16 protein-coding genes are annotated in these 18,493 nt (G+C 68.7%); 6 read left to right on the top strand and 10 right to left on the bottom strand.

Annotation, left to right across the window (positions count from 1 at the left end; genetic code table 11):
* Nucleotides 1-36 precede the first annotated feature (36 nt).
* Both VL15_RS10370 and VL15_RS10365 read left to right on the top strand, forming a co-directional pair.
* Nucleotides 37-1,437, top strand: coding sequence for a sensor histidine kinase (locus VL15_RS10370; protein WP_196319569.1), 1,401 nt, complete (start codon nucleotides 37-39; stop codon nucleotides 1,435-1,437).
* 273 nt (nucleotides 1,438-1,710) lie between these two features.
* Nucleotides 1,711-2,199 carry a hypothetical protein gene (locus VL15_RS10365; protein WP_048245392.1) on the top strand — a complete coding sequence of 163 codons (489 nt, stop codon included), beginning with the start codon at nucleotides 1,711-1,713 and terminating at the stop codon, nucleotides 2,197-2,199.
* Nucleotides 2,200-2,321: 122 nt separating this feature from the next.
* Here VL15_RS10365 and VL15_RS10360 read toward each other — a convergent pair whose 3' ends face one another.
* The 8 genes from VL15_RS10360 to VL15_RS10325 all read right to left on the bottom strand — a co-directional run bounded on the left by VL15_RS10360 (nucleotide 2,322) and on the right by VL15_RS10325 (nucleotide 10,412).
* Nucleotides 2,322-3,188, bottom strand: coding sequence for an MOSC domain-containing protein (locus VL15_RS10360; RefSeq protein ID WP_048245391.1), 867 nt, complete (start codon nucleotides 3,186-3,188; stop codon nucleotides 2,322-2,324).
* Between the two features lie 71 nt (nucleotides 3,189-3,259).
* Nucleotides 3,260-4,213: an ABC transporter substrate-binding protein gene (locus VL15_RS10355; protein WP_048245390.1), complete on the bottom strand. Its 954-nt coding sequence runs from the start codon at nucleotides 4,211-4,213 to the stop codon at nucleotides 3,260-3,262.
* Nucleotides 4,214-4,250: 37 nt separating this feature from the next.
* The gene (locus VL15_RS10350; RefSeq protein ID WP_048245389.1) at nucleotides 4,251-5,432 is read right to left on the bottom strand and encodes a c-type cytochrome; all 1,182 of its coding nucleotides are present in this window, start codon (nucleotides 5,430-5,432) and stop codon (nucleotides 4,251-4,253) included.
* 50 nt (nucleotides 5,433-5,482) lie between these two features.
* Entirely contained in the window at nucleotides 5,483-6,310 is an 828-nt protein-coding gene (locus VL15_RS10345; RefSeq protein ID WP_048245388.1) for an ABC transporter ATP-binding protein, read from the bottom strand.
* Nucleotides 6,304-7,395 (bottom strand): ABC transporter permease, encoded by a 1,092-nt coding sequence (locus tag VL15_RS10340; RefSeq protein WP_048245387.1) that lies wholly within the window; start codon nucleotides 7,393-7,395, stop codon nucleotides 6,304-6,306. Before VL15_RS10340 ends, VL15_RS10345 begins: the two co-directional genes overlap by 7 nt.
* 4 nt (nucleotides 7,396-7,399) lie before the next feature.
* Nucleotides 7,400-8,434 carry an ABC transporter substrate-binding protein gene (locus VL15_RS10335; RefSeq protein WP_048245386.1) on the bottom strand — a complete coding sequence of 345 codons (1,035 nt, stop codon included), beginning with the start codon at nucleotides 8,432-8,434 and terminating at the stop codon, nucleotides 7,400-7,402.
* A gap of 32 nt (nucleotides 8,435-8,466) precedes the next feature.
* Nucleotides 8,467-9,306 (bottom strand): class II aldolase/adducin family protein, encoded by an 840-nt coding sequence (locus VL15_RS10330; protein WP_048245385.1) that lies wholly within the window; start codon nucleotides 9,304-9,306, stop codon nucleotides 8,467-8,469.
* 20 nt (nucleotides 9,307-9,326) lie between these two features.
* Nucleotides 9,327-10,412, bottom strand: coding sequence for an LLM class flavin-dependent oxidoreductase (locus tag VL15_RS10325; RefSeq protein WP_048245384.1), 1,086 nt, complete (start codon nucleotides 10,410-10,412; stop codon nucleotides 9,327-9,329).
* Between the two features lie 269 nt (nucleotides 10,413-10,681).
* On the opposite strand from VL15_RS10325, the gene VL15_RS10320 reads away from it, so the two are divergent.
* Nucleotides 10,682-12,022 (top strand): acyl-CoA dehydrogenase family protein, encoded by a 1,341-nt coding sequence (locus tag VL15_RS10320; protein ID WP_048245508.1) that lies wholly within the window; start codon nucleotides 10,682-10,684, stop codon nucleotides 12,020-12,022.
* Nucleotides 12,023-12,083: 61 nt separating this feature from the next.
* Here VL15_RS10320 and VL15_RS10315 read toward each other — a convergent pair whose 3' ends face one another.
* Complete coding sequence (locus VL15_RS10315) at nucleotides 12,084-13,058, bottom strand: LysR family transcriptional regulator (RefSeq protein ID WP_196319568.1); 975 nt, start codon at nucleotides 13,056-13,058, stop codon at nucleotides 12,084-12,086.
* A 17-nt stretch (nucleotides 13,059-13,075) separates the two neighbouring features.
* Between VL15_RS10315 and VL15_RS10310 the strand changes: the two genes are divergently transcribed.
* Together VL15_RS10310 and VL15_RS10305 are read left to right on the top strand one after the other, a co-directional pair.
* Nucleotides 13,076-13,642, top strand: a complete 567-nt coding sequence (locus VL15_RS10310; protein WP_048245382.1) for a cysteine dioxygenase — start codon at nucleotides 13,076-13,078, stop codon at nucleotides 13,640-13,642.
* Nucleotides 13,643-13,746: 104 nt separating this feature from the next.
* Complete coding sequence (locus VL15_RS10305; protein WP_048245381.1) at nucleotides 13,747-15,372, top strand: rhodanese-related sulfurtransferase; 1,626 nt, start codon at nucleotides 13,747-13,749, stop codon at nucleotides 15,370-15,372.
* 74 nt (nucleotides 15,373-15,446) lie between these two features.
* Here VL15_RS10305 and VL15_RS10300 read toward each other — a convergent pair whose 3' ends face one another.
* Nucleotides 15,447-16,592: a glycerophosphodiester phosphodiesterase gene (locus VL15_RS10300; protein WP_048245380.1), complete on the bottom strand. Its 1,146-nt coding sequence runs from the start codon at nucleotides 16,590-16,592 to the stop codon at nucleotides 15,447-15,449.
* A gap of 370 nt (nucleotides 16,593-16,962) precedes the next feature.
* Here VL15_RS10300 and VL15_RS10295 point away from each other — a divergent pair, with 370 nt between their 5' ends.
* A complete protein-coding gene (locus tag VL15_RS10295) occupies nucleotides 16,963-18,027 on the top strand; it encodes a phytoene/squalene synthase family protein (RefSeq protein WP_048245379.1) in 1,065 nt (354 codons plus the stop codon).
* The last annotated feature ends 466 nt before the right edge of the window (nucleotides 18,028-18,493 follow it).

Raw genomic sequence — 18,493 nt, 5'->3', positions numbered from 1 at the left:
GGCGCATGCCTTCCTTGGGGCGGCCCGGCGGGAGGCATGTTGACCCGCCCTAATCTGCGCACCCAGGTCGCGCTGTGGCTGCTGCTGCCGCTGCTCGGCCTGCTCGCGCTCGACTCGTGGCTCACGTACCAGCGCGCGATGAGCGCCGCGCACGTCGCGTTCGACCGCACGCTGTCGTCGTCGCTGAAGTCGATCCGCGAAGGCGTGCGGCTCAACGACGGTGAAATCGAGGTCGACCTGCCGTATCTCGCGCTCGAAATGCTCGAATCGAGCGACGGCGGCAAGATCTACTACCTGATCCGCGAAGACAACGGCCACACGATCACCGGCTACCCGGATCTGCCGCTGCCGCAGGGGCGCGACGCGGGCGACGGCGCGCTGTTCGTCACGCGTTACTACGACGTCGTCTATCGCGGCGAGCAGTTGCGGATGGCCGCGCTGCGCATTCCGGTGCATGACGTGCCGACCGCGCAGTCGCGCATCGTATGGGTGATGGTCGGCGAGACGATCGAGGCGCGCCAGGCGCTCGCCCGCGAGATCCTGGTCGGTTCGCTGCTGCAGGAAGGGCTGCTCGTCGTGCTCGCGCTCGGGATCGTATGGCTCGGCGTCGGGCGCGGGTTGCGGCCGCTGAACCGGCTGTCGGCGACGGTCGCCGCGCGCAGCGAGGACGACACGACGCCGCTCGACACGGGTGCGATGCCGAGCGAGCTGACGCCGCTCGTCGATTCGATCAACCAGTACATCGGCCGCACGCAGCGCATGCAGGTCGCGCGGCGCCGCTTCTTCGCGGATGCGGCGCATCAACTGAAGACGCCGCTCGCGGCCGTGCAGGCCGGCGTCGAGCTCGCGCTGCGGCCCGACGAGCAGCCGCGCGCGAACGCACACCTGCGGCGCGCGAACGGCGCGGTGCGGCAGGCCGCGAAGATCGTCCAGCAATTGCTGTCGCTGTCGCGGCTCGATTCGGACAGCGGCCACGCGGTCGCGCGCAAGTCGGTCGAACTGCACCGGCTCGCGCGCAGCGTGACGCTCGACTGGTCGCCCGTCGCACGCGCGCGCGACATCGATCTCGGCTTCGAACACGAGGCCGACGTCGACGTGCACGGGCAGTCCGACCTGCTCGGCGAAATGATCGGCAACCTGATCGACAACGCGATCCGCTATGCGGGCGACCGCGCGGTGATCACGGTGCGCGTGTCGCGCGACGGCGAGCATGCACGGCTCGACGTGATCGACAACGGGCCGGGCATTCCGGCCGACGAGCGCGACGCGGTGTTCGAGCGCTTCCATCGCGGCAGCAAGACGCAGACGGTCGAAGGGACGGGGCTCGGGCTGTCGATCGTGCGGGAGATCGCACGCGTGCACCAGGGCACGGTGGCGCTGGCCGATGCGAGCGGCGGCGGGTTGATTGTCACGGTGGCGCTGCCGATCAGCCTTTAGATACACATTTCGGAATGTGTTTCCCGGGGAGACGGTGGATATGCGGAGGGCAGGTGATTATCTGCGCCATTATGCACAGCCGCGAGATTTTATAAAATCGAAAAATACAATAATGGAATTGAGTATTTTTATAATCTCGTGACATGCTGCTATTTATAACAGCTACAAATTCCGATTATCCGACCTAAGCTGAATCAGCCGTTCAATGCACGGCTTCGTCTCGTTAATTCAGGGATGAATCGTAATTTTCCACAATTAAGTGAGGGCAAGGCCATGGCCACGACACTCGATGAAGAAGTTCTGCCGGAGATTTTCGTCAAACGATTCAGAATCAGCGGTGGGCAGGTCACGTCAGGAAAGGGGCATGCGCCGACCATCCACTTTGCCGCCGCATTCCACCCGGAACTGGATCATCCGTCGGGCTCGCTGCAAGGCTCCGGCACGATTGTCTGGACCCATCGACCCAATAACGTGACCAGAATCACGATCGGCGGAAACTATACCTACTTCCCGTCAAAGGAAGAGGAAAGCGCGTCCGCTCTTCTGGTACGGTCGCTTTTGCTGCACGTGCATGGTTACGTCGGCGGGATCATTCCCGTCAGCAAGTACCATGGCATCCCGCCGGCATTGTTTCCGGTGCTGGATTTGTCTTCCCTTATTCCGCAGGGTTCGAAAACCGGAACGGCCAGCTATACGAGCGTCGATCCCCAAAATCCGGAAGAAAAGATCACGGTGAGCGACGCAAAGATCACGGAATTCTGATTCCAGCAGAAATCAATCGGCGCATTATCTGAAATCGAATCCGGTGGCGCATTGCGGTAAACGATCGCATGCGCCGCCTTCCGATTCAGCGCATTGCGCCATTCATGCGGGTTCGCGATTGTCTAATCGCCGAACCCGATCTCCACTTCGAGCGGCTGGCCGATTTCGAGCCACGCGCCCGCGCCTGCGATGACGATCGCGTTGATGCCGAACGTCAGCGCGCCTTCGTAATTCGGATTCGCGCGATAGGTCTGCATCGTGTCGGTCGGCTCGTGCGGCCACGCCGGATCGGGTGCGGCGGTGGCCTGGTCGATCGTCGGCATCGGGCAGCGCGTGCACAGCTTCACGAGGCGCAGCCGCACAGGCGTCGCACCCTCGGTATCGAGGTGTTCGACGAAATCCTCTTCGTACGCATCGAGATCCGACACGACGATGTTCGGGCGGAAGCGGTTCATCGGAATCGCCGGCGCGCCTTTCGCGGCGAGCCGCGCGTTCAGGTCGTCGAGCGACGACTGGCCGATCACGAGCAGCGGATAAGCATCGGCGAACTGCGTGTGCGTATCGATCTCGCCGGTCCATTTGTGGTCGCAGCCGCGGCGCGCGTCAGCCCCGAAGCGGGCGAGCTTCGCAGGCGTGCCGAGGAATTCGGTGAGCCACGCGGCTGTTTCGGCACCCGTGTCGATCGCGTCGACGGTGTCGCGCCAGACGGTCGCGGCCATTTTCGGCGTGGCGGGCGACGCGTCGCCGTCGAGCGGCGTGCGGATCTCGCGCATGCCCGGCGCGTTCAGCACAAGCGCATCGCTGTCGAGCGCGGTGCGGATCAGCGCGAGGCGCGGGTGCGTGCGCTGCGTGATCATTTGCCCGTCGCGATCGGTGATCAGCCAGTGGCGGTCGTAGGCAAGGCCCGTTTCGAGCAGTTGCGCGCGCGACAGCGCGACGCCGGCGCAGGATTTGATCGGATAGACGAAAAGTTCGCTGATGGCTGGCATGGCGCTGGCTTCGAATGACGTGGATAGTCAAAACGCGATTGTGCCAGATCGTGCCAAAGCCGTTCGGCCGGTTACGCGAGCGGGAAGCCGGTGTCGAACGTCGTGCGCACGTCGAGCGGCTGACGCAGCAGCCCGGCCTTCAGGTAGAAGTCGGCCGTGCGCTGCTGCCCGGCGATTACAGTCGCGTCGATCGGCAACCAGCGCGTGTTGCGGCGTTCGAACTGCAGCTTCGCGGCGGCCGGCGGGATGCCGATGATGCGCGCGAGCGCCGCGGAATACGCGTCGACATGACGGTACGACCACGTCTGCGCGCGCACGACGCGCAGCAGGAAATCGTGCAATACGTCGCGCTTCGACGCGATCGCCGCGTCGGTCGCCGCGACATAGCTGAGGCCCGACCACAGCCCGCGGCCGTTGACGAGCACGCGCGCGCGGCCGCTCGTTTCGGCGAGCGCGGTATAGGGTTCCCAGGTCGCCCACGCGTCGATCGATCCGGTCGCGAGCGCGAGCATCGTGTCGGCCGGCGGCAGGAAGCGGAACGACACGGCGTCCGGCGGCAGGCCGGCCGCGTCGAGCGCCTTCAACGTGACGAAATGGCCGATCGAGCCGCGCGTGGTGCCGATGCGCTTGCCCTTCAGGTCGGCCGCGCTTTTCAGCGCCGCGTCGGGCCGCACGAGCACGGCCGTGCCGTACGGATCGGAACGGTTTGCGCCGATCACCTTGATGCGTGCGCCCGACGCGAGCGCGAAGATCACCGGCGCGTCGCCGATCGGCCCGCAGTCGACGGCGGCAGCGTTCAGCGCTTCGGCGAGCGGCGCGGCGGCCGGGAACTCGGTCCATGCGATGTCGTAGGCGAGGCCGTTCAGTTCGCCCGCCGCTTCGAGCAGCGCGCGCAGCCCGCCTTTCTGGTCGCCGGCGCGCAGTAGCGGCCGTGTGCCCGATTGCGCGCGCAGCGCGGCCGGGGCCGCTGCGATCGTGGCGAGGGCGCTCGCTTGCGCGAGGAAATGGCGTCGGGTCGGATTCATCGTGAAGTTCGGTCGGTCGGAGAAAGGGTTCGGGAATTCAATGCGGGAGTCCGGCTTGCACGTCGCGGACGGGTTCCGTGTCGACGCGCAGCAGCAGCGCGGTCAGCGGATCGCCGGTCGCCGACGCTGCGGCCGGCCGTGCGGCGGCGTCCGAGCGGCACAGCAGGTCGGCGTCCGACCAGCCGGCACTGCCCGGCAACGCGCGCGCCCGCAGCCAGCCGCGACGATCGGCGAGCAACTGCGTGCCGCCGAGTGCCTCGGGCGCCACGCCCGCGATCGTCGCGAATGCGAGCCACGCATCGGGCGTCGACGCGACGCAGTTCGCACGCGTGCCGGTTGCGGGCGGCACGGATGCGCCGCGTGCCGTGACGAGCAGGGTCTGCCAGCGCGGGTCTTCCGGCGGCGCTGCGGTGCCCGGCGCGAGCGCGATGACGCGCACGCGCTGGCCTTCGCGCCAGTGCTCGAGCGATTGCGGCGCGGCGGTGCCGCAGCGCACGTCGAGCGCCGGCAGCGGGACGGGCACGGGCCACGCGCCTTCGGCTCGTGCGCCGCTGCCCGCGGAAAGCGCTTTCAGGTAGTCGAGCACGGCCCACGTGTCTTGCGGGTCGAGCGTGGCCGCAAAGCCGGGCATTGTCGACATGCCGTGTTCGTCGCGCGTGCCGTGGCGCACCCGCCAGAACAGTTCGCCGTCGAGGCGACGGGCGAGCAGCGCGCCGGCGAAGGTCGGCGGCCAGTGCGCGAGCGTGGCCGCGAGCGGCCCTTCGCCACGGCCGTCCGCGCCGTGGCAGGCGGCGCAGTGTTGCGTGTACAGATGCGCGCCGCGCACCACGTTCGACACCGAAAACGGCGCGGGATCGCGCTGGAAACTCGTCGGCACGGCGGCCGAGAGCCATAGCGACGACGGCGGCCACGGCGCGAACCATGCAACGGCCAGCGCGGCGATCGCCGACGCGAAACGCCACTTGCGCGAAACGAGCGCGACGCACGCGAACACGACGGCACACGCGGTCGCCGCCAGCGCGAACGCGAGTTGCCGGGTGAGGCCCGCGTCGATGCGCAGCGTCTCGAGCGCGATGCGGTGCGCCCACGGCCACGCGGCCTGACCGTCGGCGTCGCCCGTCAGGCCGAGCATGTGCAACACGCGTGCCAACGCGAGTTGAGCGCGATACAGCCCCTGCAGGAACACGAGCGCCCAGTCGGCGAACGGCGGCGCGTTCATCGGCCGCGCGCCCGCCGCGTGGCGGCCGATCGTCGAACGGCAGCCCGCATCTACCAGCTCGCATCGAGCCCGAGATGCCGCAGCGCGTCGTGGCGCAGTGCCGCGAGGCGCGGGTCGCCGCGATGGCGCGGGTAGGGCAGGTCGACATGCAATTCGGCGACGATCCGTGCGGGACGCGGCCCGAACACGATCACGCGCTGCGCGAGGAACAGCGCTTCCTCGACATCGTGCGTGACGAGCAGCGCGGAAAACCCGTCGCGTTGCCACAGCGCGGTCAGTTCGCCCTGCATCGTGAGCCGCGTCAGCGAATCGAGCTTGCCGAGCGGTTCGTCGAGAATCAGCAGGCGCGGATCGTTGACGAGCGCTCGGGCGAGCGCGACACGCTGCGCCATCCCGCCCGAGAGCTGATGCGGGAACACGTTCGAGAATTCCTGCAGCCCGACGCGCGCCAGCGCATCGTCGACGCGATGCTGCGCGACGCGCGCCACGCCGCGCGCTTCGAGGCCGAGTGCGACGTTGGCGCGCACGCGTCGCCACGGGTACAGCGTCGGGTCCTGGAACACGACGATGCGCGACGGGTCGGGGCTCTCGATCGGCACGCCGTCCTGCGCGATCGTGCCTTGCCGCGCGGCGTCGAGGCCCGCGACGAGGCGCAGCAGCGTCGACTTCCCGCAGCCGCTCGGGCCGAGCAGCGCGACGAATTCGCCGGCCGCGACCGACAGCGTGACGTCGTCGAGCACCGGCAGCGGGCCGCCGGGGCCGTCGAACGCATGGCTGACGCGGCGGATGTCGATACGCGCACCGCGCGGCGCCGCGATGGTGGACGAAGCAGCGGGCGAAGCGGCTACGGACGGTTCGAGTACGGCGGTGCTCACCATTTGACGGTTCCTTTCTGCCACGCGAGCACGCGGTCGCGCACCGTGAACAGCAACGCGATCAACCCGGAAAACAGCAGCGCCATCACGATCAGCGCCGCATACATGTTCACGTACGATGCCCAGCCCTGCGCCCAGCTCAGGTACCAGCCGAGCCCCGACTTGACGCCCATCATCTCGGCGACGACCAGCACCGTGAACGACGCGCTCAACCCCATGAAGATGCCGACGAACACATGCGGCAGCGCGGCCGGAATCGCGACGCGCAGCACGAGGAAGCGCGCGTTCGCGCCGAGCGTGCGCGCGACGTCGTAATACTGCCGGTTGACGCTCGCGACGCCGGACCACGTCAGCACGGCGACCGGAAAGCCGGTCGACAGCGCGATCAGGAACGCGGCGGCCGAATAGCTCGACGGGAAGAAGTAGAACGTGAGCGGCAGCAGCGCGGTGGCCGGCACGGGGCCGAGCACGCGCAGCACCGGATGCACCCAGTAGCCGATCCGGCGCGACCAGCCGATCGACACGCCCACCGCGAAGCCGACCGTGACGCCATACGCAAACCCGAGCGCGAGCAGCTTCAGCGTGTTGCCGGCGCTGCCGAAGAGGCGCGGCCAGTCGTCGACATAGACCTCGATCAGCGCCTGCGGCGGCGCGAAAAACGGCGTCGGCAGCCAGCCGGTTTTCGCGGTGACGATTTCCCACGCGGCGAGCACGAGCGGCAGCGCGACGAGCCATGGGCCGGCCGGACGCACGCGTGCAAGCCGCGTGCGGGTGGCGGGGACGAGATGGCCGAGCGTCGCGGCGGCGAGCAACAGCGCGCCGATCGACCAGGCGGCCGTGCCGAACGTGTCCGTGTACGCCCAGTCGCTGAAGCCGACGACGCGGTTTGGCCACAGTTGCGTGAGCGCGCCAAGCGCGGCCCACGCGAGCGCGGCGGCGATGCCGGTCGGCCAGGTCCGTGCGCGGCGGGCTTCGGCTGCGAGCGTGGCTTCGCATACCGTGCAGGCCACGCGCGCGGACGCGGTGGCGCTGCCGCCGGCCGGTGCGGATGCGGTGCGTGCGGGGGAAGCTTGTTCGATCGTCGACATCTCGTCACCCCAGCACGTTTGCATAGACCTGCTGCGCGAAGCGCTGCGGGTCGGTGCTTTTCTTCAGCACGCTGATGCGGCGGAAGTCGTCCGCATAGAATGCGATTTCCTGCTGCAGGTCGACGTTGGTCGGATGATGCGTGTAGGTGAGCGTTGCGTAGAGCTTGCGCAGATCGTCGGGGCTGATCTTCGGCGAATACTTCGCGAACACCTTCGCGGCCTCGTTCGGGTTGTCGTGCGTGTACTCGGTGGCCTGCACGATCGAGCGCGCGAGCGCGGCGGCCGACGGCCGGTCGTTGCGCACGAGGTCGCCGCGCGCGCCGATCACGCAGCACACCTTGCGCGCGTATTCGCCGGACAGGTTCGTCGCCAGTTCCGTATACGCGCCGTTGCTGCGCTTTTCGAGCAGGAAGAGATTCGGGTCGCCATCGGCGATCGCGTGGATCTCGCCCTTGTCGACCGCGACGCCGAGCAGGTCGGCCGGATACTGCCGCCACGTGATGTCGCGCTCGGGATCGATGCCGTTCTTCGCGAGCAGGATCGAGAAGAAATGCTTGCCGGGCGCGGCGAGATCGCTGACGCCGACCGTCTTGCCCTTCAGCGCCTGCAGCGTCGTGACACCGGCCGCCTTCGCGCCGAGCAGGCGCACGCAGCCGCCGTGCGAGCTGCCGATGATCTTCACGTCGAAGCCGGCTTCGAGCGGCTTCAGCCAGCGGTGGATCATCCCGACCGCCGCATCGGCCTTGCCGGTCGCGATCGATTCGAGCAACTGGTCGGTCGACCCGCTGTAGTTGATCAGCTCGACCTTCAACCCGTTCTTCTCGAAGAAGCCGCGTTCCTGCGCGACGACGATCGGCGTCAGGCAGAACGCGTTCTGGTTCCACGCGAACGTGAGTTTCTTCAGCGGCGGCGCGGACCAGGCCTTGCGGCCGAGCGTGATCGCCGGCGCGGCAAGCGCGGCGGCACCGGCCGCGCGCAACAGCTTGCGGCGTTTGTCGTCGTGCGCATCGGTGGGCGCGGGTGCGGTGGTTCGGGTCATGTGGTCTGGTCTCCGGTCGTGCGGAAAGGCGCTCAGTCGAGCAGGTCGGGTTCGTCGGCGACGACGCGCGCGAACAGGCTGTCGAATGCATGCAGCGCGCCGTCGGGGCCGCCGATCTGGCCGTGCGTGTGGCGCGCGGTCGCGTGATCGATCGGCTGCGGCGTGCCGGCCGCTTCGGCCAGCAACTGCGTGTGCGCGGCATTGTCGAGCGCGATGTACCACCATGCGGCGGCCTCGACCGTCGGGCCGGCCGTCAGGATCCCGTGGTTCTTCAGGATCACGCCCTTGTGCGTGGTGCCGTCCGGTTTCGCGAGCGCATCGGCGATCCGCGCGCCTTCGCTCGTGTCGACGACCATCCCCGTGAAGTCGTCGAACAGCGCGTGATCTTCGTAGAACACGCACGCGTCCTGCGTGAGCGGATCGAGCGGGCGGCCGAGCGTCGACCACGCCTTGCCGTAGGTGGAATGCGTGTGCGCGGCGGCAACGACGTGCGGATGCGCGTCGTGGATCGCCGCATGGATCGCGAACGCGGCCTTGTTCAGCGGGCGCGTGCCGATTGCGGTTTCGCCATGCGCGTTGACGAGCAGCAGGTCGGACACCTTGATCTGCGAGAAATGCACGCCGAGCGGATTCACCCAGAAATGGTCGGGCAACTCCGGATCGCGCGCGGTGATGTGGCCGGCGAGTCCCGACGCGAAACCGAAGCGCGCGAACAGGCGGAACGCGGCCGCGAGCCGCTCCTGCCGGTGGCGGCGTTCGGCGGCGACATCGATGCGCGGCGCGGGCGGGTCGAACCAGAAATGCTGGCGCGGCGCTTCGGCGAGCACGAGGCCCGATGCGGTGCGGACGGGCGAGGAAAGAACGGCGGACATGGCGTATCGCTCCGTTGGCGTCATGCGGCGCGCCGTGCCGCGTCGCGTTCCGCGACAGCGCTGCGCACGCGCGGAATCAGTTCGCGGCCGTAGTCGATCGCATCCTCGAGCGGATCGAAGCCGCGGATCAGGAACGTCGTCACGCCGAGGTCGTAGTAGTCGAGCAGCGCGTCGGCGACCTGTTCGGGCGTGCCGACCAGCGCCGTCGAATTCGAGCGTGCGCCGGTGAGCTTTGCGATCTCGGTCCACAGTCGCTTGTCGACGCGCGAGCCGCGTTCGGCCGCTGCCAGCAGGCGGCGCGCGCCTTCGCTCTGCTGCGGGCCGCCGGCGCCGAGGCCGGCCGCTTCGCGCAGCCGGCGCGTTTCGTCGAGGATGCGGTGCGCGCGCGCCCACGCTTCGTCCTCGGTCGCGGCGAGGATCGGGCGGAACGACACGGAGAACCGCACCTGCCGGCCGTGTTGGGCGGCTTCGGCGCGCACGCGCGTCGTCAGGTCGCGCACCTGGTCGAGCGATTCGCCCCACAGCGCATAGACGTCCGCGTGCTTGCCGGCCACCGCGAGCGCGGCTTCCGATGCGCCGCCGAAATAGATCGGCACGTGCGGCTGCTGGAGCGGCTTCACTTCCGAAAAGCCCTGCTTGAACCGGTAGTGCGCGCCATCGTGATCGAACGGCTGCGTTTCGGTCCAGATCCGCCGCAGGATGCCGAGGTATTCGTCGGTGCGTTCATAACGCGCGTCGTGGTCGAGGAAATCGCCGTCGCGCTGCTGCTCGCTGTCCGAGCCGCCGGAGATGAAGTGCACGGCGAGCCGGCCGCGGCTGAACTGGTCGAGCGTCGCGATCTGCCGCGCGGCGAGCGTCGGCGCGGTGAAGCCCGGGCGATGCGCGAGCATGAAGTGGATGCGCTCGGTCGCGGCCGCCGCGAACGCGATCGTCAGCGTCGCCGACGGGCCGGTCGAGTGATGCGGCACGAGGATACGGTCGAAGCCGGCCGTTTCGTGGGCGCGCGCAAAGTCGCGCACATAGTCGGGATCGACCACGGGGCCGGACGCCGGATGGATTTCCGACTGCTTCTGGCTCTGGATCATGCCGATGAATTCGACGCTCATCTGGGTCTCCGGTGCAGGGACGTCCCGGCGCACGGCCGGGCAGGAATGGAGCGCAGGTTAACGCCGCGATCATGCGGAATGGAAATAATCAATCCCGATTTGAATATCAGATTTGCATGGTTTGGGCGGGTGCGCGGTGCGCATACGCTGTGGGCTCACGAACGATCGGGCGCGCGTTGGCGCCGTATCGTGCGCCGCGCATCGCGCGCCGATCGATCATCGCCATGGCCGGCATTGCCGCGCTTGCACTACCCAGGGAATCCGTCTCGATGTCCGCCAGCCTTGCCGCTTCCTCGCCGTCGCCGCAGCCGCCTACGCTGCGCCTTCTGCCCACCGACGATACAGACGCTGCCGACGACGCGCGCGTCGTCGCGCTGCTCGATCGCCTCACACCGGAACTTGCCGCCGATGCGGCCCGCAACGACGTCGACGGCCGTTTTCCGCACGAGAACTTCGCGCGGCTGCATCGTGCGGGGCTGATCGCGCAGGTCGTGCCGCGCGAGCATGGCGGCGCCGGTGCGACGCTCGCGCAGGCGAGCCGAATCGTCGCGGCTGTCGCGCGCGCCGATCCGGCGACCGCGCTGGTGCTGACGATGACGTATCTGCAGCATCGCGCGCTCGGCCGTGCCGACAACCGCTGGCCGGCACCAGTGCGGCGCGCGGTGTTCGACAGCGCGGTCGCGCACGGCGCGCTGATCAACGCGCTGCGCGTCGAGCCCGCGCTCGGTTCGCCGTCGCGCGGCGGCCTGCCGGAAACCGTCGCGCGCCGCGACGGCGACGGCTGGCGGCTGTCCGGCCACAAGCTGTACAGCACCGGGATTCCGGCGCTGCGCTGGCTGGCCGTGTGGGCGCGCACCGATGAGCCGGAGCCGCGCGTCGGCGTGTTCCTCGTGCCGCGCGACCGCGATGCGGATGGCGACCGGATCCGCGTGATCGAAAGCTGGAATCACCTCGGCCTGCGCGCATCGGGCAGCCACGAGGTCGTGTTCGACGACGTGCGGCTGCCGGCCGATCACGCGGTCGACGTGCGTGCGCCGCAAGCGTGGGCCGTGTCGGCCGCGACGCATGCGGATGCCGACGCACAGGCCGACCAGCAGGCGTGGATGGTCGCGCTGCTCGGCAGTCTGTACGACGCGGTGGCACGCGCGTCGCGCGACTGGCTGACCGGATTCGCGACGACGCGTGCGCCGAGCGGGCTCGGTGCGCCGCTCGCGTCGCTGCCGCGCGTGCAGGAGGCAGTCGGCGAAATCGAGGGCTGGCTGCATACGAACCGCGTGCTGCTCGACGATCACATCGCGCGCACCGACGCGGGCGATGCGCCGTCGGTCACGACCAGCGGCCTCGTCAAGCGGACCGTGACCGAGCACGCGATCCGTGCGGTCGAACAGGCGCTGAAGCTGTCGGGCAATCACGGGTTGAGCCGTGGCAATCCGCTCGAGCGTCACTATCGCGACGTGCTGTGCAGCCGCGTGCATACGCCGCAGGACGACGCGATCGCGGTGGCGGCGGGGCGTGCGGCGCTTGAAGCGGCGGCGAGCCAGGGCGAAACCACAGTGGAGGCGGGCGGGACGTCACCCCACGCGGGCGAACGCGGTCGAAACGATGCGTGAGCGGTGCAGGGCTGCCGTGCGGGCAAACAGGGCGACGCCATGCAGGCGCCGCCCCGGACGGTCACGCAGCCTTGCCGTGCGTTTGTTCGGGCAACGCGAACGCGGTGCGCGCATGCGCGGCGACGGCCGCGAGCGGTGCGTCGAAACGGGCCGCGTCGTGCCGGCGCAGCAGCCACAGATCGATCTGCGGCTTGAAATCGGCGAGCGGCACGATGTCGAGCGCATCGCGCAGCGGGCTGCCTTCGACGATCGGCAGCGGCATCAACCCGACGCCGAAGCCGTTCGCGACGCTCTGCAGCTGCAGGTCGCGGCCGTAGGTGTCGAGCGTGACCGGCATCGGCAGGCCCTGTGCGTCGAGCGCGCGCCGCAAGCCCGCGCGAAAGCCGCAACCATCGGGATTGAGCACCCAGCCGCGCGCGTGGCAATCGGCGAGCCGGTAGCCGCGGCGCGGCCAGTCGCCCTTGCGGCCGACGACGACGAGCCGTGTGGCCAGCAATCGCTCGCCTTCGACCTGCGCCGGCAGCACCATCTCGCGCGCAAGGAACACGAGCGCCGCATCGAGTTCGCGGCGGGCGACGCGCTCGACCAGCGTGCCGCCCCACGCGGTCGTGACCTGCGTCGCGAGCGCCGGCCACTGCGCGGCGAGTTCCGCGATGAGCGCGGGCAGCATCAGCTCGCCGAGCCCTTGCGTGAGCCCGATCCGGAATTCGCCGGCGGGCGGCTGCTCGCCGGCCGTCAGTTCGCGCAGCGCATCGACTTCGCGCAGGATCGCGCGACACTGCTCGAATACCTGCCGGCCGATGTCGGTCGGGCGCGGCGGCTTCGTGTTGCGATCGAGCAGGATCACGCCGAGCGCTTCCTCAAGATTCTGGACGCGTCGCGTGATCGCGGGCTGCGTCATTCCGAGCTCGGCTGCGGCCTGGCTCAGGGTCTGGCAGCGGACGACCGCTGCAAAAGCGTCGATATCGCTAATTTTCATGTTTGTTCTGCATGGTCTTTCGGGTGCATCATGACGATCCATCATATTCGGCATCATATTCGAGGAGCCAGCCGATGAGTACGCTTTCGTTGCATCAGACGCCGCTGCGTCCGTTCGTCGACGGTCTGGGCGCGCTGCTCGCGTCCGGCGCGAACGAGGCGCGCATTCTCGACGAGGGCGGTGCGCTGCTCGCCGCGCTCGTCGCACACGACGACTGGTTGCCCGACGCGTTCGCCGAGCCCGATCCGGCGCGCTACCGGCAGTACCTGCTGCATCTCGACCCGGACGAGCGGTTCTCGGTCGTCAGCTTCGTGTGGGGGCCCGGCCAGACGACGCCGATCCACAACCACACGGTGTGGGGGCTGATCGGGATGCTGCGCGGCGGCGAGTTCTCGCAGCCGTACCGGTTTGGCAAAGCGGGCAAGCCCGTGCCGTTCGGCGAAGCCGTGCGACTGGAACCGGGGCAGGTCGAGGCCGTGTCGCCGCGCATCGGCGACGTCCATCGCGTGACCAACGCATTCGCCGATCGCGTATCGATCAGCATCCACGTGTATGGCGCGAACATCGGCAAGGTCGAGCGCGCGGTGTTCCTCGACGACGGCACCGTGAAGCCGTTCGTGTCGGGTTATTCGAACGCCTGACGCCGGGCCCGCTGGCGCGGCTCGTTGCGGGCGCGCGCCGGCAGGTTCAAGATTCATCCGTTTTGTTTTCTTCACCGACTTCAACAGAATCAGACAGAGACATCGTGACGCAATCCGCCGATTCCCCCTCCCGCTTTCCCGTCGCGTCGTACCAGGATGTTCGCGCGCGCCTGCTTGCCCGCGACGAGATCGCGCTGATCGACGTACGCGAGGAAGATCCGTACGCGCAAGGCCACCCGCTGTGGGCCGCCAACTTTCCGCTGTCGAAACTCGAACTCGACGCGTGGACGCGGATTCCGCGCCGCGACACGCCGATCGTCGTGTTCGGCGAAGCGGGCGGCGACGATCTCGCGCCGCGCGCGGCCGCGAAGCTCGCGCAGCTCGGTTATACCGACGTGCGGCTGCTCGACGGCGGCCTCGCGTGCTGGCTGACCGCGGGCGGCGAACTGTTCATCGACGTGAACGTGCCGAGCAAGTCGTTCGGCGAATGGGTCGAGGCCGAGCGGCATACGCCGTCGCTGTCCGCGCAGGAAGTGCAGGCGCTGATCGACGCGAAGGCCGATGTCGTGATCGTCGACGCGCGCCGTTTCGACGAATACCAGACGATGAACATCCCGACCTCGACGAGCGTACCGGGCGCGGAACTCGTGCTGCGCGTGCGCGCGCTCGCGCCGAACCCGGCGACGCAGGTGGTCGTCAACTGCGCGGGCCGCACGCGCAGCATCATCGGCACGCAGTCGCTCGTCAACGCGGGGCTGCCGAACCCGGTCGCGGCACTGCGCAACGGCACGATCGGCTGGACGCTCGCCGGCCAGACGCTCGAGCGTGGCGCCGCGCGCCGCTTTCCGGACGAGATCGACGCGACGCAGCGCGGAGATGCGCGCCAAGCTGCGCGCGCCGTGGCCGAACGCGCGGGCGTGCCGCGCATCGCGCTCGCGGACGTCGCCGCGCTCGACGAGCCGGGCCGCACGCTGTACCGCTTCGACGTGCGTACGCCGGAGGAATACGAGGCCGGCCACCTGCCGGGCTTCCTGAGCACGCCGGGTGGCCAGCTCGTGCAGGAGACCGACCATCACGCGGCCGTGCGCGGCGCGCGGATCGTGCTCGCCGACGACGACGGCGTGCGCGCGGACATGACCGCGTCGTGGCTCGCGCAGATGGGCTGGGACGTGCGGGTCGTCGAGCCGGTCGGCACGGCCGCGTTCGGCGAGCGCGGCCAGCCGCCGCGCGACGTGCCGGTCACGCCGTCCGCGACCGACGTGTCGCCCGCGACGCTCGCGGGCTGGCTGAAGGAAGCCGCGCCCGGCGAGCTGGCGATCGTCGACGTGACGGCCAGCGCGAACTACGTGAAGCGCCATATCCCGGGCGCGTGGTTCGTCGTGCGCGCGCAGTTGCGCGACGCGCTCGCGGCGATCCCGCCCGCGAAGCGCTACGTGTTCACGTGCGGATCGAGTCTGCTTGCGCGGTTCGCGGCCGACGACGCGCGCGCGCTGCTGCCGGCTTCCGCCGACATCTCGGTGCTGACCGGCGGCACGGCTGCCTGGATCGATGCCGGGCTGCCGCTCGAAAGCGGCGAGACGCGCCTCGCGTCGCCGCGCGTCGACCGCTACCGGCGCCCGTACGAAGGCACCGACAACGCGGCTGCCGCGATGCAGGCGTATCTCGACTGGGAATACGGGCTGGTCGACCAGCTGAAGCGGGACGGTACGCACCACTTCAACGTGATCTGACCGAAGCGGCACGACCGGGCGCGGCACGTCGTGCGCCGCGCCCGGTTACCGCATGCCCGGCACGTCCGGCGCGATCAGCGCTTGAACGTATCGACGGCCGTGCGGCCGACGGCCGGATCGTCGGTGAAGAAGCCGTCGATGCCCGCGCGCAGATAGGCCTGGATCTCGCGCACGGAGCCGGCGGTGTTGCGCGTGCTCGGCGTGCCGCCGTCCTTCAGCGATGCGGGCAGGAAGTTGTTCTCCGGGCGGAACGTGTACGGATGCACGACGAGGCCGGCCTCGTGCGCGTAGCGCACGTACGGCGTCGGCTGCTGCAGCGTGCCGTCCGCGGCAACCGCGATGATCGATGTCTTGTACGGGCCGACGCCGTTCGCATAGGTCGCGATCTCGCGCATGCCGTCGCGCGTCGACAGGTCGCCGTAGGTGCGCTTGTCGTTCGCCTTCACGAAGTCGTACGGGCGCTGGCCGGCTTCGTCCATCAGTTGCACGAGCTTCCAGTTCGGCTGGCTCGACTTGATCCGGTTGCGGATCGTCTTCAGGTTCGCGACCTCGAACGACTGGATGTAGACGGTCGCCGTGCGCGACGTATACGCATCCTTCAGCAACGCGTCGACGAGGCGGTCCTCGAGTGGCAGGTTGATCGACTGGAAGTAGGTCGGGTGCTTGGTTTCCGGATACAGGTGGATCGTGCGGCCGGTCTGCGCGGACATCTGCTTCGCGAGCGCGACGATCTCGTCGAACGTCGGGATCTCGAACTGGTCGTTGTACGCGGTGTTCGCGGGGCGGACCTGCGGAATGCGCTCGCGGGCGCGCAGCGTCTTCAGCTCGGCCAGCGTGAAATCCTCGGTGAACCAGCCCGTCAACTGCGCGCCGTCGATCGTCTTGGTCGCCTTGCGGCTCGCGAACTGCGGCAGCGCCGACACGTTCGTCGTGCCCGAGATCTCGTTCTCGTGGCGCGCGACGAGCACGCCGTCGCGGGTCGACACGAGGTCGGGCTCGATGACGTCCGCGCCGTCCTCGATCGCCTTGCGGTACGACGCGAGCGTGTGTTCGGGGCGCAGCGCGCTTGCGCCGCGATGGCCGACCACCTGGACCTTCGCGGAAATCGGCTGCGTGGGATCGGACGTCAGATCGTCGTTGCCGCCGCACGCGGCGAGCAGGAAAGCGGCGGCACAGGCGAACGGGACGTAGCGCAGGGCGCTCGGGCGCTTGAGGAGCATGTCGATGAACCTTCGAAACGGGAATCGGAAAAGGGCGGTCGCTCCGCCGGTACGGCTGTCGTGTCGCACCGAACGGAATCGAACGGGACGCGATCGTCGCACCGAATAATTACATATGTATTACTTGTGTCTTTCTATTTTGTTCGGGGCGTGATGCACGCAGTAGAAGGGGGCATGGCGGCCGTGCGCGCGCCGCAAACCGGCCGTCGCCGGCGGTTCGCGCGCCGGATGCACTAAACTTGCGGGAATTTTGCATCGCCGCACCGGGGCCGACGCCCGGCTGGCGCGACGATGCGGCGACTCGCGGCCGGCGCGGGCGCCCGGCGCCTCGGTGCGTCCGAGGCGCGCGCCGGCCGATTTTTTCCGACCCATGACGACCCATACCGATCCCGCCTATCTGCTCGGCGAGCTGCTGAAGAACGTTTCCCGCTCCTTCTACCTGACGCTGCGCGTGCTGCCCGACGGCATGCGCGCCCCGGTCGGCCTCGCGTACCTGCTCGCGCGCGCGGCCGACACGATCGCCGACACGGCACTGGTCGCGCCCGACCGCCGGGCGGCGTTGCTGACCGGCCTGCGCGACGAGATCGAGCGGCTCGGCGACGGCGCGGCGCTGTCGCGTTCGCTCGAGGACGTGACGCGGATGCAGACCGATTCGCACGAGCATGTGCTGCTCGGCTCGATGGAGCCGATGCTCGCGCTGCTGCGCGCGCAGCCCGACGCGGACCGCGCGTCGATCCGCAAGGTCGTCGCGACGCTCACGTCGGGTATGGAATTCGACCTGCGCACGTTCCCCGACGAGCAGTCGGGGCAGGTCGCGTCGCTGCCGACGCGCGACCTGCTCGACCGCTACACGTATCTCGTCGCGGGCTGCGTGGGCGAGTTCTGGACCGACATGACCGGTGCGCACACGCGCGCCGCACGCCACTGGGACCTGCCGGACATGCGCGAGAAGGGCATCCGGTTCGGCAAGGCGCTGCAGATGACCAACATCCTGCGCGACTGCGCGAAGGACCTGCGCATCGGCCGTTGCTACCTGCCCGACGACGTGCTGGGCGCGCACGGAATCGGCATCGCCGACCTGATGCAGCCCGATGCGTCGGCGCGTACGCGCGGCGTGCTGGTCGACCTGCTGCGCGTCGCGCTCGATCAGTATCGCGACGCCTGCCTGTACACGCTCGCGATCCCGCGCCGCTTCGTGCGGCTGCGGCTCGCGTGCCTGTGGCCGATCATGATCGGCCTCGAAACGCTCGAGCTGCTGGCCGGCCACGATGCGTGGCTCGACCCGGCGCAGCCGGCCAAGGTGCCGAGAAAGCGCATCTACCGGATCATGGCGTCGTCGCTCGCGCTCGTCGGCTCGAACGCGGCGATCCGTGCTCGCATGACCGCGCTCACCGATGCGGTGAGCGCGCGGCTCGGCCAGCCCGCATCGCGTTGAATCTCGCCGGCGCGGCGCGCCGGCATCCCCTTCGGCCCGCGTTCGCCGGGCCGCGCCTGTCCGATCTCCCGCGCACGAACTGAAACGTTTTCATGATTTCGTTTCCCGAAATGTGGGTGTCATGAATGTCAGCGATCCTGCGCGGCGGCGTGAATCGGATGTCAGGTCCCGATCGCGCATTTGTAAGATGAATGTGTGCCGAAGGCGTCTGACGACATCGGACGGTCGTGTTACACCAGTAAAAATGTAAAGCTAGGGTTTTCACCGGGAAAGGCCGGAAATGCCCGTCGCGTAAGCGTTTTCAGGTGTTATGTAACCGCTTGGTGAACCCGCGCGTTGCGTCGATCATACGATGACCGACTGCACATGTTGGGAAACAATCGGTAATCCGTCAGAATTGCGCCGGCATGTACTCGCACATGTGTCAGTCATAAAACCACACCAGAAAAGAAATCATTCTTTGAGG

The organism is Burkholderia cepacia (assembly GCF_001039005.1).
Taxonomy (GTDB): domain Bacteria; phylum Pseudomonadota; class Gammaproteobacteria; order Burkholderiales; family Burkholderiaceae; genus Burkholderia; species Burkholderia theae.
Note: the sequence above shows the minus strand (reverse complement) of the source record. Positions and strands in the feature narration are given on the sequence as shown.

Excerpts from the sequence above, each read along its gene's own strand:
- VL15_RS10325 (WP_048245384.1), bottom strand. The coding sequence starts at position 10,412 with ATGAGCGTCGAATTCATCGGCATGATCCAGAGCCAGAAGCAGTCGGAA.
- VL15_RS10345 (WP_048245388.1), bottom strand. The coding sequence starts at position 6,310 with ATGGTGAGCACCGCCGTACTCGAACCGTCCGTAGCCGCTTCGCCCGCT.
- VL15_RS10335 (WP_048245386.1), bottom strand. The coding sequence starts at position 8,434 with ATGACCCGAACCACCGCACCCGCGCCCACCGATGCGCACGACGACAAA.
- VL15_RS10295 (WP_048245379.1), top strand. The coding sequence starts at position 16,963 with ATGACGACCCATACCGATCCCGCCTATCTGCTCGGCGAGCTGCTGAAG.
- VL15_RS10365 (WP_048245392.1), top strand. The coding sequence starts at position 1,711 with ATGGCCACGACACTCGATGAAGAAGTTCTGCCGGAGATTTTCGTCAAA.
- VL15_RS10340 (WP_048245387.1), bottom strand. The coding sequence starts at position 7,395 with ATGTCGACGATCGAACAAGCTTCCCCCGCACGCACCGCATCCGCACCG.
- VL15_RS10360 (WP_048245391.1), bottom strand. The coding sequence starts at position 3,188 with ATGCCAGCCATCAGCGAACTTTTCGTCTATCCGATCAAATCCTGCGCC.
- VL15_RS10315 (WP_196319568.1), bottom strand. The coding sequence starts at position 13,058 with ATGATGCCGAATATGATGGATCGTCATGATGCACCCGAAAGACCATGC.
- VL15_RS10300 (WP_048245380.1), bottom strand. The coding sequence starts at position 16,592 with ATGCTCCTCAAGCGCCCGAGCGCCCTGCGCTACGTCCCGTTCGCCTGT.
- VL15_RS10355 (WP_048245390.1), bottom strand. The coding sequence starts at position 4,213 with ATGAATCCGACCCGACGCCATTTCCTCGCGCAAGCGAGCGCCCTCGCC.
- VL15_RS10370 (WP_196319569.1), top strand. The coding sequence starts at position 37 with ATGTTGACCCGCCCTAATCTGCGCACCCAGGTCGCGCTGTGGCTGCTG.
- VL15_RS10330 (WP_048245385.1), bottom strand. The coding sequence starts at position 9,306 with ATGTCCGCCGTTCTTTCCTCGCCCGTCCGCACCGCATCGGGCCTCGTG.
- VL15_RS10310 (WP_048245382.1), top strand. The coding sequence starts at position 13,076 with ATGAGTACGCTTTCGTTGCATCAGACGCCGCTGCGTCCGTTCGTCGAC.
- VL15_RS10320 (WP_048245508.1), top strand. The coding sequence starts at position 10,682 with ATGTCCGCCAGCCTTGCCGCTTCCTCGCCGTCGCCGCAGCCGCCTACG.
- VL15_RS10350 (WP_048245389.1), bottom strand. The coding sequence starts at position 5,432 with ATGAACGCGCCGCCGTTCGCCGACTGGGCGCTCGTGTTCCTGCAGGGG.